Source organism: Streptomyces sp. NPDC051018 (assembly GCF_044456085.1).
Taxonomy (GTDB): domain Bacteria; phylum Actinomycetota; class Actinomycetes; order Streptomycetales; family Streptomycetaceae; genus Streptomyces.
Genome location: NZ_JBITFN010000029.1, coordinates 67,204 through 83,205, shown reverse-complemented (window position 1 = coordinate 83,205; position 16,002 = coordinate 67,204). Strand labels below are relative to the sequence as shown.

General features: G+C 71.7%; 12 protein-coding genes and 1 pseudogene. 9 read left to right on the top strand and 4 right to left on the bottom strand.

All coding sequences use genetic code 11. The annotated features are described in order from the left end of the window. The 3 genes and pseudogenes from ACIBCM_RS32620 to ACIBCM_RS32610 form a co-directional block, all read left to right on the top strand. Positions 1–776: pseudogene (locus ACIBCM_RS32620) on the top strand (serine/threonine protein kinase); the annotation flags it as partial. A gap of 131 nt (positions 777–907) precedes the next feature. Next, on the top strand, positions 908–2,779 hold the full coding sequence (locus ACIBCM_RS32615) for a succinic semialdehyde dehydrogenase (protein WP_399249626.1): 1,872 nt from the start codon (positions 908–910) through the stop codon (positions 2,777–2,779). Positions 2,780–2,811: 32 nt separating this feature from the next. After that, positions 2,812–4,764, top strand: coding sequence for a GMC oxidoreductase (locus ACIBCM_RS32610; RefSeq protein WP_399249625.1), 1,953 nt, complete (start codon positions 2,812–2,814; stop codon positions 4,762–4,764). A 279-nt stretch (positions 4,765–5,043) separates the two neighbouring features. Here the strand turns inward: ACIBCM_RS32610 and ACIBCM_RS32605 are convergent, their stop codons facing one another. After that, the gene (locus tag ACIBCM_RS32605; RefSeq protein WP_399249623.1) at positions 5,044–6,141 is read right to left on the bottom strand and encodes an LPXTG cell wall anchor domain-containing protein; all 1,098 of its coding nucleotides are present in this window, start codon (positions 6,139–6,141) and stop codon (positions 5,044–5,046) included. Between the two features lie 896 nt (positions 6,142–7,037). Further along, positions 7,038–7,379, bottom strand: a complete 342-nt coding sequence (locus ACIBCM_RS32600) for a chorismate mutase (RefSeq protein WP_399249634.1) — start codon at positions 7,377–7,379, stop codon at positions 7,038–7,040. A gap of 611 nt (positions 7,380–7,990) precedes the next feature. Here ACIBCM_RS32600 and guaA point away from each other — a divergent pair. The 4 genes from guaA to ACIBCM_RS32580 all read left to right on the top strand — a co-directional run bounded on the left by guaA (position 7,991) and on the right by ACIBCM_RS32580 (position 11,859). Beyond that, positions 7,991–9,610: a glutamine-hydrolyzing GMP synthase gene (guaA, locus tag ACIBCM_RS32595; protein WP_399249621.1), complete on the top strand. Its 1,620-nt coding sequence runs from the start codon at positions 7,991–7,993 to the stop codon at positions 9,608–9,610. Positions 9,611–9,749: 139 nt separating this feature from the next. Continuing rightward, positions 9,750–10,376, top strand: a complete 627-nt coding sequence (locus ACIBCM_RS32590) for a Uma2 family endonuclease (RefSeq protein ID WP_399249620.1) — start codon at positions 9,750–9,752, stop codon at positions 10,374–10,376. Between the two features lie 48 nt (positions 10,377–10,424). Continuing rightward, positions 10,425–11,225 (top strand): class II aldolase/adducin family protein, encoded by an 801-nt coding sequence (locus ACIBCM_RS32585; protein WP_399249618.1) that lies wholly within the window; start codon positions 10,425–10,427, stop codon positions 11,223–11,225. 103 nt (positions 11,226–11,328) lie between these two features. Next, complete coding sequence (locus ACIBCM_RS32580) at positions 11,329–11,859, top strand: DoxX family protein (protein WP_399249616.1); 531 nt, start codon at positions 11,329–11,331, stop codon at positions 11,857–11,859. Here the strand turns inward: ACIBCM_RS32580 and ACIBCM_RS32575 are convergent. Then, entirely contained in the window at positions 11,766–12,125 is a 360-nt protein-coding gene (locus ACIBCM_RS32575; protein ID WP_399249614.1) for a hypothetical protein, read from the bottom strand. The genes ACIBCM_RS32580 and ACIBCM_RS32575 overlap by 94 nt on opposite strands. Continuing rightward, a complete protein-coding gene (locus tag ACIBCM_RS32570; protein ID WP_399249613.1) occupies positions 12,112–13,428 on the bottom strand; it encodes a PspC domain-containing protein in 1,317 nt (438 codons plus the stop codon). Before ACIBCM_RS32570 ends, ACIBCM_RS32575 begins: the two co-directional genes overlap by 14 nt. 520 nt (positions 13,429–13,948) lie before the next feature. Here ACIBCM_RS32570 and ACIBCM_RS32565 point away from each other — a divergent pair. Both ACIBCM_RS32565 and ACIBCM_RS32560 read left to right on the top strand, forming a co-directional pair. Next, positions 13,949–15,247, top strand: coding sequence for a PspC domain-containing protein (locus ACIBCM_RS32565; RefSeq protein ID WP_399249611.1), 1,299 nt, complete (start codon positions 13,949–13,951; stop codon positions 15,245–15,247). Next, positions 15,244–15,945, top strand: coding sequence for a LuxR C-terminal-related transcriptional regulator (locus ACIBCM_RS32560; RefSeq protein WP_399249609.1), 702 nt, complete (start codon positions 15,244–15,246; stop codon positions 15,943–15,945). Before ACIBCM_RS32565 ends, ACIBCM_RS32560 begins: the two co-directional genes overlap by 4 nt. Positions 15,946–16,002: the final 57 nt, after the last annotated feature.

The window sequence follows — 16,002 nt, the reverse complement described above, 5'->3', positions numbered from 1 at the left end:
TGCGGTTGTTGCGCAAGGAGCCGGGGATGCGGCCGGATGTGGAGGAGGTCCGGCAGGTTCTGGAGTCGGTGGCGCGTCCGCCGGTGGTGGACCCGACAGGGCTGTTCACGGGCAGTGGTGCGGGTGCGGGGGGTGGGAGTCGGTGGGTTCCGCCGGTGCTGCACGGTAACCGGCCCGCGCGGTACGGGATTCTCGGCGGGCTGGTGGCGGTCGTGGTGGCGGTCGCGGTGCTCGTCACCGATCCGTTCGGCGGGGGCGGGCTTCCCGGGGGCTGGGAGGTCCGCAACGACCGCGAGGTGGTCTCCGCCACCATCGCCGTCCCCTCCGACTACCGGCGGACCCAGGACGACAACGGCACCAGTGTCACCTACAAGGACCCCAGCGGTGTCTTCGAGGTTCATCTGGACCGGGTCGAGCAGACGGCCGTGGACAACGAGATCGAGCCCACGAAGGAGGCATGGCGGGAGCACTACAGCAACGGCGGCAACAACCGCCGGGAGATCGAGGACCAGAAGGTGACCGTCTCGGGGACGAAGCACCAGGGCAAGAACGCCTTCGACACGACCGTGGACTATGTGCCGTACAGCTACTCGTCGACGGCGGACGAGAACCAGGTCCGCTACCGCTGGCAGGAGCGCATCGTGTCGACCGGTTCGGCCAAGAGCGGGGTCTACTGGCGGCTGCGGGTCTCCGGACCGGCCGAGGGCTGGGCCGCCGAGGAGGGCGACAAGCTGTTCGACCGGGTCGTCGAGCATCTCAAGATCGAGGGCCTGTAGCCGTCCGTACCATCTGAGGAGCCGCTGATCAGGGCTTGTGTGCCAGCGATCGATGGCACGGTGGTGCGATGCCGCCGAAAGCTGTTACCGGCGGGTACCCAAAGCGGCGAACCCGGCATACCCTCGGCCCCATGAAGGACTCGACGGACTCGACCGGCGCGGCGGACTCGACCAGCGAGAGGGACTTCCCGGGTTCCTCCGGATCCACCGGCACCCCCGGCGCTCCCGACCTGGGTTCCCCCGGATCCGCCGGCCCCATCAGCTCCGCCGGACCTGCCGATTCCGCCGACACCGCCGGACCTGCCGGCTCCACCGGCCCGGCGGACCCGGATTCCCCGGCTGACGCGTCACCGGTCGTGCTCGTGCCCTCCCCGGCCGACGCGACGGCGGAAGCGCCGGCCGCCCCCGCCGACCGCCCCCGCACCAACCCGGTCGCCCCCTCGCCGGAGGGCGCGCGGACCGCCGCCGATGTGGTCACGCCGGAGGTGATCGCCCAGCTCACCCGGGGAGTCGGCGGATCCGGCCGCACCGCCAACCACACCCCCTTCACCGGGAAGAAGCTGGCGGATCTGCCCGAGTCCACGCCCGAGGACGTCGCCGAGGCGTTCGACCGCGCCCGTGCCGCGCAGCCCGTCTGGGCGGCGACACCGGTCCGCGCCCGTGCCGCCGTGCTGCTGCGCTTCCACGATCTCCTTCTGGAGCGGCAGGCCGAGGCCCTCGACCTCATCCAGCTGGAGACCGGCAAGGCCCGCCTCCACGCCCACGAGGAGGTCCAGGCCGTCGCCGTGGCCGCACGGCATTACGGCCGCAGGGCGGGCGCGTATCTGCGGCCCCGGCGGCACACGGGTGTGATCCCGGTCCTCACCAAGGCCACCGAGCTGCGCCATCCGCGCGGAGTCGTCGGCCAGATCGCCCCCTGGAACTATCCGCTCGAACTGTCCGTCGGCGACGCCCTGCCCGCTTTCGTGGCCGGCAACGCCGTCGTGATGAAGCCCGACACCGAAACCGCGCTCACCGCCCTGTGGGCCCGTGATCTGCTCATCGAGGCCGGTCTGCCCGAGGCCGTCTTCCAGATCGTCCTCGGCGAGGGCCCGGTCGTCGGCCCCGAGGTCGTCCGCCACGCCGACTACGTCTCGTTCACCGGGTCCACCCGCACCGGCCGCGAGGTCGCCCGGGGCGCGGCGGCCCGGCTCGTCGGCGTCTCCCTCGAACTCGGCGGCAAGAACGCCATGCTCGTCCTGCACGACGCCGACATCGACAAGGCCGCCGCCGGAGCCGTGCGCGCCTGCTTCTCCTCCGCCGGCCAGCTCTGCGTCTCCGTGGAGCGGCTGTACGTCCACTCATCGGTCGCCGAACGGTTCCTGGAGCGGTTCGCCGAGCGTACGAGGGCGATGCGCCTCGGCAGCTCGCTGTCGTACGGAGCGGACATGGGCTCCCTCGCCGGCGAACGCCAGCTGGAGACCGTCGCCCGCCATGTCGACGAGGCCGTCGCGAAGGGCGCGACGCTCGTCGCGGGCGGTACGGCCCGCCCCGACATCGGCCCCCTGTTCTACGAACCGACCATCCTCGACGGAGTCGAGCCGCCCATGGCCGTCTGTACGGAGGAGACCTTCGGACCGGTCGTGTCCGTCTACCGCTTCACGGACGAGGACGAGGCCGTCGAGCTGGCCAACGCCACCCCGTACGGGCTGAACTCCAGTGTCTGGACGCGTGACGGCCGGCGCGGCCACGAGATCGCCGCGCGGCTGCGCACGGGCACGGTCAACATCAACGAGGGGTACGCCCCCGCGTACGGCAGTGTGCGGTCCCCGATGGGGGGGATGAAGGAATCCGGTCTCGGCAGGCGCCACGGCTCGGAGGGGATCCTCAAGTACACCGAGGCGCAGACGGTGGCCCAGCAGCGGCTGATGCCGCTGGCACCGTCGTTCGGGATGGACGACGGGACGTACGCGGAGCTGATGAGCCGTTCGCTGAGGGCCATGAAGGCGCTGCGCCTGCGCTGACCCGGCCGCCGTTTCCCGTACGGAGGAGAGCCATGCCGCAGACACCCCCTGCCCGCGGTCGCCGGGAGGTTCCGCCGGAGGGCGACGAGACGGTGTACGACCCGGACCCCGCCCTCCACCACCAGCGCGACTCCGGGCCCGGTGACGGCTCCCCGTACGACTCCGGGCCCGACTCGGAGCCCGACTCGGACTTCGACTCCAAGTCCGACTCCGAGCGTGACCACGACTACGACGTGATCGTCATCGGTTCCGGTTTCGGCGGTGCGGTCTCGGCGCTGAGGCTCACGGAGAAGGGTTACCGGGTCGGCGTCCTGGAGGCCGGCCGCCGGTTCACCCGCGAGACGCTGCCCAGGAACTCCTGGGACCTGCGGAACTTCCTCTGGGCCCCCGCCCTCGGGCTCTTCGGCATCCAGCGCATCCATCTCCTCGGCAAGGTGATGGTGCTGGCGGGCGCCGGGGTGGGCGGCGGCTCGCTGAACTACGCCAACACCCTCTACGTACCGCCGGAGGCGTTCTTCCGGGACCCGCAGTGGAAGGACATCACCGACTGGCAGGACGAGCTGAGGCCCCACTACGACCAGGCACGGCGGATGCTCGGCGTCCGGCTCAACCCGACGATGACACCGTCCGACGTCCATCTGAAGGCGACCGCGGAGGCGATGGGCGTCGGCGACACCTTCCACATGGCGCCGGTGGGGGTGTTCTTCGGCGACGGACGGGACGGTGACGGCGGCTTCCGGGGCGCGCCGGGTACGGAGACACCGGACCCGTACTTCGGCGGGGCGGGTCCCTCCCGCCGGGCGTGCACCGAGTGCGGCGAGTGCATGACCGGCTGCCGTCACGGCGCGAAGAACACCCTGAACGAGAACTACCTCCATCTCGCCGAGCGGGCGGGCGCCGTCGTCCACCCCATGACCACGGCCGTCACCCTCACCGACGACGCCCGGGGCGGTTTCGCCGTCGGAACCCTGCCCAGCGACAACCGGCGCAAGGGCAGCGGACGTACGTTCACGGCCCGCCGTGTCGTCCTCGCGGCGGGAACGTACGGCACCCAGACCCTGCTCCACCGGATGCGGGACACCGGACTGCTGCCCCGGATCCCGGCCCGGCTCGGCGAGCTGACCCGTACGAACTCCGAGGCGCTGGTGGGCGCGCAGACCGACGACCGCCGCTACCGCGAGCGCCATGGCGGGGACCGCGTCGACTTCACGCGGGGAGTCGCGATCACCTCCTCGATCCACCCCGACGCCGACACCCATATCGAGCCGGTCCGTTACGGCAGGGGCTCCAACGCCATGGGCGGGCTGACGATCCTCCAGGTCCCGTACCGCCCCCGGGGCCGGGTGGCCGGCTGGCTGGGCGCGATGGTCCGGCACCCGCTGCTCGCCGCGCGCTCCCTCTCCAACCGGCGCTGGTCGGAGCGGACCATCATCGGTCTGGTCATGCAGTCGCTGGACAACTCCCTGACCACCTACCGCAGACCGCGCGGCCCGGGCAGGGGGCTGCTCACCGCCCGGCAGGGCCACGGCGCCCCCAACCCGGACCAGATCCGGACGGCCACCCGTGCCGCCTCGCTCCTCGCGAAGGAGATCAACGGGTTCGCCGGTTCCAACATCGGGGAGCTGATGGGGACCCCGCTCACGGCACACTTCCTGGGCGGCTGCCCCATCGGGGCGAGCCCGGAGTCCGGGGTGATCGACCCGTACCACCGGCTGTTCGGCCACCCGGGCATCTCGGTGGTGGACGGCGCGGCCGTCAGCGCGAACCTCGGCGTCAACCCGTCCCTGACGATCACCGCCCAGGCGGAGCGGGCGATGTCTCTGTGGCCGAACCGCGGGGAGCCCGATCCCCGTCCGGCGCAGGGGGAGCCGTACCGGCGGACGGCTCCGGTCGCCCCCGAGTCCCCGGCCGTGCCTCCGGAGGCGTTCGGGGCGCTGCCGCTCCCCTTCCTGGGGATGCCGGCGTTTCCCGGTGACCGCTCCTGACGGTCGGGGCGGCTTGCTTCAGGGCGGTCATGCCCAGGATCGGTTCGAGCGAACGGAACGGCGCGAACGGAACGGCGCGGAGGGAACAATCCGTACGGAACGACCCGCACGGAATGACAGAGAGGCCGCTGCACCCCCCTCCGAGTGCAGCGGCCTCTCCGTGTTCTTGTGGACCGCCCGGGAGGGGCGGTCGTGGGTCCTGCTCCTGGCGGTCCCTGTCGCGTGCTCTTGTTCCGTACGCGGTCCCGGGCGCCTTCCGCCTAGTGCGCGGCCCTGCGGTTACGCGACCGAGTCCGAGCGGCGGCGCTTCACGGCGAAGACGACACCGGCGCCCGCGAGGACGGCGATACCGCCGGCGATCCCGAGGGTGGGCAGGACATCGCTGGAACCGGTCGCGGCGAGGTTGCCGGTGACCGGCATGTCCTTGCGTCCGCCCTGCGGCTCGGTCTTGGCGGCGGGCTTGCCCGACGTGTTCCCACCGGGCTTGCCCGGCTTGCCCTCGGCGTCGTCGACCTTGCCGGGCTTGCTGCCCGCGGCGAGGATCTCGAACTCGAACTCCGTGTCCTCGGTGTACTCGCAGTCGCCCTCGGCGCCGATGTGCACCGCGGAGGAGATGAGGACCGCGAGCGCCGCCGGTGCCTTCCGGTCCACCTTCAGCCGCATCTTGGCCTCGGCGTACTCGCCCGGCCCGATCTCCTGGGGCGAACCGACATAGCCGTCCGCGAGGTCGAGGTCCTCCCAGGCGCCGTCGTACCACCACTGGAACGTGAGGAAGTCGGAGGCGTCCTTGCCCTGAGGCGTGAAGACACCGAGATCCAGATAGGCGTCGACGGAGTTCAGCGTCTTCTCGGACTCATTGGTCACGCGGTAGGTGAAGTCGACCCAGCCGGATCCGGCCACGACCTTCGAGGGCAGCCCCCGCAGCCCGGCGACGATCTCCTCGGTGTCGGAATCCGTGACGCACTCCTGGAACTCCTCCTCGCCCTCGGCGGGGGAGTCGTCCTTACCCGGGTTACCCGGCTTGCCCGGCACGGTCACCGCGGTGTCCTTGCCGTCCTTGCCGCCGGCGGGGGCGTCCTTGTCGTCCTTCGCGCCCTCCTTCGCCCCGCCCTCCGGCGTCCCGGGCGTGTCGCTGCCGGACTCGCCGGCCCCCGACTCCCCGGTGTCGTCCTGCCGGCCGGTCCCGTCCTGCCCCTGCTCCTGGGCCGGGGGCTGCTCCGCCCCGCCGGGCTCCGTCACGGACGAGGATCCGTCCGGCGTCGGCGATGTCACCAAGGAGCCGGTCTCCGTGGCATACGCGGCCGGGGCGGCAAGGAGTGCGGCCGGAGCCAGGACGGCGGTCGTGGCGGCGGCGGCCACGGCGCGGCGGAGCTTCATGAAGACCTCGGTGAATCCAGGGGCACCGCATCACGCGGTACCGGATCGAGCGGGCCACGCCGTGACGCGGAGGTACGGATGTGGCCGTTGGTACGCCATGAATGACCCCCGGATGGCCAAAACGGTTGCACTCGGCTTCACAAAAACCTTATGTGTCATGAGTCACGGGTCCCGGTGGGCGGCCCTCGCGGGGGCATCCCGAGGCCCGTCCCGGGCTCCGTAATCCGTGCCCGAGCCCCCGTCGGGAGCGGTGGGCGGCGGGGGCTCGGGGCCGGTCCGGGCGGACGGGGCCTCGGTGCCGGAGGGCGAGGCACCAGAGGCGCATCCCGGCGGTGGACACGAGGGCCTCGGGCCCGGCCCGGGCTTCGGTGCGCCGGGCCCATCCGGGCTTCCGTACGCCGGGACGTCGGGACGCCGGGACGCACGGCAAGGGCCCCGCGGGAATGTGTGCCGCGGGGCCCTTGGTGGTCAGCACCGACGTCAGGGCAGCGTCGGTGCCGAGGCGCGGCGCCGGGGGGTTGCGCCGCGGGGGAGGGTCGGTCGGCCCGGCGTGTGGGGGGCGCGCAGTGGGGGATGCGCTGGTTTTTGCATCGTCCTGGACGAGTCGCGGCTTGCGCAACCGTTTGGAACGGATTGCGGTCGGTTCCGGGCGTCCCCGGAACCGACCGCCTGGGTGACCGGGCTGCTGTCCCCTGCCGACCGGTCACGTGCGCTGGGGCGAGGTCCCACGACGTACGGGGTACGTCACACGCCCCAGCGAAGCCACGCGTGGTTTTCCTGCGGGGCCGCCCCTGGCTGGCACGGACATCGGGACCAACGAAGCCCCGTCGCCCGCGGTCACGCTCCGTACGGGTGAGAGCGGATCCGAACTCAGTTGCGGCCCCGGCCGCCGGGCCTCAGATCCGGCCCCTGCACAGTTCCAGCAGCGTCATGGCCAGCGAGGTGCCCGGCTTTCCGAGGGCGTCGCGGAAGTGGCCGAGGACCTCCATCTCACGGGAGAGGCTGACCCGGCGCCCACCCGAGGAGATCCGGGCCTCCTGGACGACCGAGGAGATCGCCATCCGCTCGTGCACGAGACCGATGATCCGGTCGTCGAGCGCGTCGATCCGCTCACGGGCGGAGGCGATCACGTCCGCCGCCTCCTCGGTACGGGCGCCGGTGTCCGCGGCGGCGGGCCTCGGGTTCCCCGAGGCCGTGCCGGTGCTCGGGTTCACGCTGGTGTTCGTGCCGGTGTTCATGATCATCGGGTGGCTCCTCGTATCCGGTCCTCGGGCGGCCCCCGGTCGCAAGGTCCGGAAACGACAGAGCGCCCCGGGCCTTGTCGGCCCGGGGCGCCTGGGAAGTCGCTTGTCAGTGGCTCAAGCAGCACGACCATGGCAGCCGGACGGGCCGGGTGCCATAGGTAAAGACGAAGCTCTGCTGCTGACGCATGCGGACAGTATGGCCCCGGGTCCGCCCTACGGACAAAGCGGGGTTCGGATCGTGAGACGCACCCGCGCAGCCCCACCCGGGGCCCGACGCACCGCCCCCACCCGGGCCCGGCGCCCGTGCGCACACCGCTCTGGCCCCGCACACCGCCTGGCCCCCCACCCGGACCCGGCGCCCGTACGCACCCCCCGGCCCCGCACCCCCCGGCCCCGCACCCGCCGCCGCCCCGCACCGCCTCCCGCCCCGACAAGACGTCCGACCCGATGAGACGTCCGACCCGATGAGACGTCCGCCCCGCCGAGACGTCCGCCCGCGACCCGGTTCGAGCCCGGTGACCTCCCGTACCCGGAGAGGTCACCCCCCGCCCCCAAGTAGAATCGGAAAAACCGACCCCCCGCCCCATCCCGCCGGAAGGCCGCCAGTGTCATCAGCGTCCCCCGCTGCCGCGCCCGACAACACCACGCCGGACACCCCGGGCACCCCGGATGTCGTCCTCGTCGTCGACTTCGGCGCGCAGTACGCCCAGCTCATCGCCCGCCGAGTCCGTGAGGCCCGGGTCTACAGCGAGATCGTCCCGTCCTCGATGCCCGTGGCCGAGATGCTGGCCAGGAACCCGCGGGCGATCATCCTCTCCGGCGGCCCCTCGTCCGTCTACGCGGAGGCCGCACCCCGCCTGGACCGGGAGATCTTCGAGGCCGGGGTCCCCGTCTTCGGCATGTGCTACGGCTTCCAGCTGATGGCGACGGCGCTCGGCGGCACGGTCGACAACACGGGCGCGCGGGAGTACGGGCGTACCGCGCTGCACGTGTCCAGGACGAACTCCACGCTCTTCGAGGGCACCCCGGCCGAGCAGCCCGTGTGGATGTCGCACGGCGACGCCTGCTCCGCCGCGCCCGAGGGCTTCACCGTCACCGCGTCCACCGACGTCGTGCCGGTCGCGGCCTTCGAGAACGACCAGAAGAAGCTGTACGGCGTGCAGCACCACCCCGAGGTGATGCACTCCACCTACGGCCAGCAGGTCCTGGAGCACTTCCTCTACCGGGGCGCCGGCATCGAGCCGAACTGGACCACCGGGAACGTCATCGAGGAGCAGGTCGCGGCCATCCGCGAGCAGGTCGGCACCAAGCGCGCCATCTGCGGACTCTCCGGGGGCGTCGACTCCGCCGTGGCCGCCGCGCTCGTCCAGAAGGCCATCGGCTCCCAGCTGACCTGTGTGTACGTCGACCACGGGCTGATGCGCAAGGGCGAGACCGAGCAGGTCGAGAAGGACTTCGTGGCCGCCACGGGCGTTCAGCTGAAGGTCGTCGACGCCGAGGAGCGGTTCCTCACCGCCCTGGCCGGGGTCTCCGACCCGGAGCAGAAGCGGAAGATCATCGGCCGGGAGTTCATCCGCGTCTTCGAGCAGGCGCAGGCCGAGATCGTCGCGGAGGGCGCGGCCGACGGCGAGGAGGTCGCCTTCCTCGTCCAGGGCACGCTCTACCCGGACGTCGTCGAGTCCGGCGGCGGCACCGGTACGGCGAACATCAAGTCCCACCACAATGTGGGCGGACTGCCCGAGGACCTGGAGTTCCAGCTCGTCGAGCCGCTGCGCAAGCTCTTCAAGGACGAGGTCCGGATGGTCGGCCAGGAGCTGGGCCTGCCGGAGGAGATCGTCCAGCGCCAGCCCTTCCCGGGCCCCGGCCTCGGCATCCGTATCGTCGGTGACGTCACGCGCGAGCGGCTGGACCTGCTGCGCGAGGCCGACGCCATCGCCCGTGAGGAGCTGACGGCCGCCGGTCTCGACCGTGACATCTGGCAGTGCCCGGTGGTCCTGCTCGCGGACGTCCGCAGTGTCGGCGTCCAGGGCGACGGCCGTACGTACGGCCACCCGATCGTGCTCCGTCCCGTCTCCTCCGAGGACGCGATGACGGCGGACTGGACGCGGATGCCGTACGACGTGCTCGCGAAGATCTCCACCCGGATCACCAACGAGGTCGCCGATGTGAACCGCGTGGTCCTGGACGTGACCAGCAAGCCGCCGGGCACGATCGAGTGGGAGTAGTCCCCAAAGAACCCCTCCGGGATTTCTTCGGGATTTCTTGCGGGACTGCCGTCAATGTTCGATGCCGTCGCTCACGCGTGTGGGTGGCGGCATTGTCCTATGGGCCGGGTGCGCGACCGCGGAGGCGAAACTCTGTCCCATGGGAGCAAACACGAGCGCCGCACCTGAGAACGAACCGGATGAGCGGTTCTGGAACTATCCGGTTCCGCCTCCGGGCGGCTGGACGGCGGACGACCTCGACGGGCTTCTGGACCTTCCTCCGCATACGGAGCTGATCGACGGGAGCCTCGTCTTCAGGAGTCCGCAACGCAAGTTCCACGCGCGGATGATGTATCTGTTGGAGAGCAGCCTCCTGGCGCAGATTCCCGATCACCTCGACGTCGACCGTGAGATGACGATCAAGCTGGATCTCCACAACCGTCCGGAGCCCGACATCCTGGTGTACCGGGCCGAGGCGGACACCGGCCCCGGCCAAACCTGGTACGCCCCCGAGGACGTCGTGCTCGCCGTCGAGGTCGTCTCCCCGGACTCACAGGCACGTGACCGCGAGGTGAAGCCCCGGAAGTACGCCGCCGCCGGGATTCCCCACCTCTGGCGGGTGGAGGAGAACGACGGCCTGCCGATCGTGTACGTCTACGAGCTGGACCCCTCCACCGAGTCGTACGTTCCCAACGGCATCCACCACGACCGGCTCAAGCTCACCGCCCCCTTCGACATCGACATCGACCTCACCGCGGTCAACCGGCGCCGCCCCCGGGGCGATTGATCCCGCACGTCTCTGTTCACCTGCGGTAACGCGCGCTACCTTCCGCGCATGACTGAGACGCCAGCCCCCCTCCCGGTACCGGTCGACCAGCTGCGGTTCGCCCTGCCACCCGTGCACGAGTCCCCGGAGGACGAGCGTGCCCACCGCAAGGAGCGGCTCGCCGGGGCGCTGCGGATCTTCGGGCGGCTGGGATACGAGGACGGGGTGTCCGGTCACATCACCGCACGGGACCCCGAGTTCACCGGCTGTTTCTGGGTGAACCCCTTCGGCGTCCCCTTCGCCGGGCTGACCGCCGCCGATCTCGTCCTCGTCGATGAACGGGGGCGGGTCCTCTCCGGGCGTCACCACATCAACCAGGCCGCCTTCGCCGTACACGCCCAGGTCCACCGGGCGCGGCCCGAGGTCGTCGCCGTCGCGCACACGCACTCGCTCCACGGGCGCGCGCTCGCCGCGCTGGGGGAGCTGATCGAACCGATCACCCAGGAGGCGTGCGCGTTCTACGAGGACCACGCGCTGGTCGACGCGTACACCTCAGTGGCCGTCGACGAGGAGGAGGGGCGGCGGATCGCGGAGGCCCTCGGGTCGTACAAAGCCGTCGTCCTGCGCAATCACGGGCTGCTGACCGTGGGGGATTCGGTCGACGCGGCGGCGTGGTGGTTCATCTCGATGGAGCGCTGCGCACAGATACAGCTGACGGCACGCGCGGCGGGCAGGACAGTCCAGATCGAACACCGCCACGCGGTGGCGACCAGGGAGCAGCTCGGCACCGATCTGGTCGCCTGGATCAGCTATCAGCCCCTGTGGCAGCAGTGGTGCCAGGCGACTCCCGGGGCTCAGGGGCAGCCCTGAGACCCCTTCAGCGAATCGCCGCCCGGGCCGATGAGTCCGACGGCACCGCGATACGTATGGTCATTCGACGGGTCGGACGCGCTCACCGGAGGAGGAACCAGCGATGGCGCACACATACAGGACGACAGCCGGGTACGGCACGATCGACGGCGGCCAGCCGGAAGGCGGCGGTCTGCGGGAGAGGGCGGGCCGGTACGCCCTGCTCCCCCTGCGCATCTTCCTCGGGGTGACCTTCATCTACGCCGGGATCGACAAGCTCACGGACAGCCGGTTCCTGGCGGCCACCGGCGAGGACTCCATCGGGGCGCTGATGCGCGGTGTGCGCGATCTCTCCGCCGTGCCCCAGCTGGTCGATCTGGCGCTCAGGAACCCCGAGGGCTTCGGTTACGCGATCGCCCTCGGCGAGGTGGCCGTCGGCGTCGGCACCCTCATCGGCCTGCTGGCGCGGATCGCCGCGCTCGGCGGGGCCCTGATCTCGCTGAGCCTGTGGCTGACGATCAGCTGGCAGGCGGATCCGTACTACTACGGAAATGATCTTGTCTATCTGATGGGCTGGCTGCCGCTGGTGCTCGCAGGGGCGCCGATGTTCTCGCTCGACGCGTGGATCGCCGAACGGCGGCGGCGGATGCCGTAGTCGGCGACGCCCACCACGGCGGCCAGGAACAGTCCGCCGAAGACCACCGGGAAGACCACGTACCAGGGGATCGCCCAGGCATCGGCCGCGTCACCCGCGTAGAGCAGGGCCGCCGTGAGTGCGGCCGCGCCCGCGACCACCTTGCCGGGTCTGAAGCCGTGGACGAGCGCGGGGCCGGGGTCGTCCGGGTCCGTGCCCGGCCGGACCGGGGCACCGCGCCTGCGGGTCGGTCCGCCGATCCGCTTCAGAGGGTCAGGACGCCTCACGGCTCACCTCCACCTGTCCGAGGCTCACTTCCAGATGCAGATCCAGGACACCCGAGGGCTTCGCGCCCTTCGGCGCGGGCAGGGTCTGCTTCCGCTCCTGGCCGATGGCGACGTCGATGTCGTTCGGCGTGTCCCCGGGCAGCCGGATGTCGCCGATGCCCGTCTCGGCCAGCAGGGTGACCCGCGCGTCCTTCGGCAGGACGACCTTCAATTGGCCCGCTCCGAGGTCGGCGCGGGTGGTCACGGTCTGCCCCGCCGGGACCTTGAGCGCCGACAGATCGAGGGTCGCCACCCCCGAGCCCAGGTCGTACCGCGGCTCGACGGCGGCGACGGTGGCCGGTGCCCAGGAGGTGTCCACCCACTGGGTGCTGATGGTCTTGGGGAGCGCGGCGGCGCCCGCCAGCAGTACGGCCGTGACCATGGTCATCAGCGTCGTACCCACGCCGGTGCGGCCCAGCACCGAGCTGACGGCCATCCCGGCGCCGAACACCCCCAGCGCGCAGGCCAGCCCGATCTGCAGGCTCGTGCCCAGCGGGTTGCCGTCCCAGCTCAGCCGGGTGCCCAGGAAGCAGGCGACGACCGCGAGGCCGAAGAGCGTGCTTCCGATGCCGCGCGGGCCGCGGGCGCGCTCCCGGCGGAGCGGGCCGCCGCTGCGGTACCAGGGCATGGGCTTGTCCGTACTCGCGTCCGCCGCGTCGTCGGGGCCCCACAGATACCCCGACGGCACCGGACCCGTCGTACCGTCCTTGACGATCGGGTCCCGCCACCACGACGGGCTGTCCGGGGCGGGCGGGGCCTTCGTCTCGGGGGGCGCGTCGGCCACGGCGTGCGCCGTCGCAGGGTCCAGCGGGGCGTCGGAGGGAGCGCCGCGGCGGCGCTGGGACCACACGCTCGCGCCCGCGATCGCGAGCGACAGCAGAGCGGTGAACGCGAGCGCTCCTCTGCTGTTCAGCATCGTCAGGAAGATCCCGCAGCCGATCAGCGCGAGGAAGACCGCGGTGAGCGCCGCGCCGTCGACCCGCCCCGACAGCAGCCGGCGGACCTCGCTCTCGTCCTCGTCCTCCATGGGGATCAGCAGCCAGGCGAAGCCGTAGAAGATCAGACCGAGGCCGCCGGCCACCGAGAGCACGCCGATCACGATCCGGAAGATCACCGGGTCGATGTCGCAGTGCCGCCCGAGCCCGGCGCAGACACCGGCCAGCGCCTTGTGGCGGGGATCCCGGCGCAGCGGCGGGGCGCTGGGTCCGCCGGGTCCGTCGGGGCGTACCTCGGTGGTTCCGGCCGGAGCGGTCGGCCCGGTCATGCGCACACCCGCCGGGGGGCGAGGGGCCGGGGGGCGGTGACCGCCGGGGCGGTGGTGGCCCGGGTGGGTTCGGCGGCCCCCGGGGCAGTGGTGGCCCCCGGGGCGGTGGTGGCCCCCGGGGCGGTGGTGGCCCGGCGAACGGTGAGCCCGGGTACGGCGGCCTGATGTGCGGTTGCCCCGCGGGCGGTGGCCCGGGTGAGCTCGGCCGCCCCCGGGGCAGTGGTGGCCTCCGGGGCCGCGGTGATCCGTCGAAGGGCGACCCCGTGTGCCGTGACCCCTCGGACGGGAATCCGATCTGCGGTGATCCGGCGCGGGCCGTCGTGAGACGGCGCGGCGCGGCGCGGGCCGCCGCCCGGGGCCGGGGCCCGGAGCGTCTCGGTGGAGGTCGGCTGAGTCATACCCCCATGGTGACGGGCGTCCGCGCGGCACGGCACCCGAGGTGACCCTGGAGCTTCCCTGATATCCAATTGGGGGGCGACCCTGATACCCCGCGCCCGTCATCCCGTGTGACGATCGGGTCATGCCCGTCGCCATGCCACGATCCGCCGCGTCCTCGCGCGCTCCCGCGTCCGAGGACGTACCGCTGCGCAAGCTGTACCGCAGCGCCGACGGCCGGCTTCTCGGCGGTGTGGCGCGCGGGCTCGCCGGTCATCTGGGGCTGCCCGTCATCTGGGTGCGTCTGGTCTTCCTCGCTCTGGTGATGACCGAGGGTCTCGGCATTCTGCTGTACGCGGTGTTCTGGGTCGTCGTCCCGCTCGGCGTCGGCGGGCGGACCGCCGAGCCGCGCTCCCTCTTCGAGTTCACGGACGACGGCAGACGGCGGCTCCGCAAGCCCGACAAGGGCCAGATGGTCGCGATGATCGCGCTGCTCATCGGCGGCGCGATCTTCATCGGCGACCTCGACAACTCCAGCAGCGCCAACCGCTATGTCTGGCCGATGCTGCTGACCGGCGCGGGCGTGATCCTGGTCTGGCGCCAGGCGGACAACGCCCGCCGTGCGAGCTGGACCGAGGCGGACACCCGCCGGCTGCGGCTCTTCCAACTGGCCCGGAGCCTCGCCGGGGTGGCGCTGGTCGGTATGGGCCTCGCGGTCTTCATCGTCGTCCGCGGGTCCGCCGCCCAGCTCGGCAATGTCCTCACCGCCGCGATCGCCGTCATCGCGGGGGTCGCGCTGCTCGCCGGGCCCTGGCTGGTACGGATGACCCAGGACCTCACCGAGGAGCGGACGATGCGCATCCGCGCCCAGGAGCGCGCCGAGGTCGCCGCCCATGTCCATGACTCCGTGCTGCACACCCTCACCCTGATCCAGCGGAACGCGGACGACGCCGGGGAGGTGCGCCGTCTCGCCCGTGCCCAGGAGCGCGAGCTGAGGAACTGGCTGTACAAGCCGGAGGGCACCGGCAAGGAGGAGGACGAGGAGCCCGACACCCTCGCGGAGGCGGTGAAGAAGGCCGCCGCCGAGGTCGAGGACCAGCACGGCGTCCCGCTGGAGGTGGTGGTCGTCGGCGACTGCCCGCTCGACGAGAAACTGGCCGCATGTATGCAGGCCGCGCGTGAGGCGATGGTGAACGCGGCCAAGTACGGTGGCCGGGGAGGCGCCGTCCAGGTTTTCGCCGAGGTCGAGGGCCGTACGGTCTTCGTCTCCGTCCGGGACCGGGGGCCGGGCTTCGATCCGGACTCCGTGCCCCGCGACAGAATGGGCGTCAGGGAATCGATCATCGGCCGGATGCAGCGGTACGGCGGGACGGCGCGGCTCACCACGGCGCCCGGGGAGGGCACGGAAGTGGAGCTGAGGATGGAGAGGGAGGACGGCGGATGACGGCCGAAGAGACCGGACAGGACGAGGGCGCGGCCGGACGGCGGGTGCGGGTCGTGCTCGTCGACGACCACCGGATGTTCCGTACGGGAGTGCAGGCGGAGATCGGCCGGACCGACGTCACCGGCGTCGAGGTCGTCGGGGAGGCCGCCGATGTGGACCAGGCGGTCACCGTCATCACGGCGACCCGTCCCGAGGTCGTCCTGCTGGACGTCCACCTTCCCGGCGGCGGCGGGGTCGAGGTGCTGCGGCGCTGCGCCTCGCTGATGGCGGCCTCCGAGAATCCCGTACGGTTTCTCGCGCTGTCCGTGTCGGACGCGGCGGAGGATGTGATCGGGGTGATCCGGGGCGGTGCCCGGGGCTATGTCACCAAGACGATCACGGGTGCGGACCTGGTGGACTCCGTCTTCCGGGTGCAGGACGGCGACGCCGTGTTCTCGCCCCGGCTCGCGGGGTTCGTGCTCGACGCCTTCGCGTCGACGGACGCGCCCCCGGTCGACGAGGATCTCGACCGGCTCACCCAGCGCGAACGGGAAGTACTGCGCCTGATCGCCCGTGGCTACGCGTACAAGGAGATCGCCAAGCAGCTCTTCATCTCCGTCAAGACGGTCGAGTCCCATGTGTCGGCGGTGCTGCGCAAGCTCCAGCTGTCGAACCGTCATGAGCTGACCAGGTGGGCCACGGCGCGTCGGCTGGTGTGACGGGGCGAATTGGCCGACGCTTCGGAGCGTCCGTCCGTTTCATCCCGTAAATGGCTG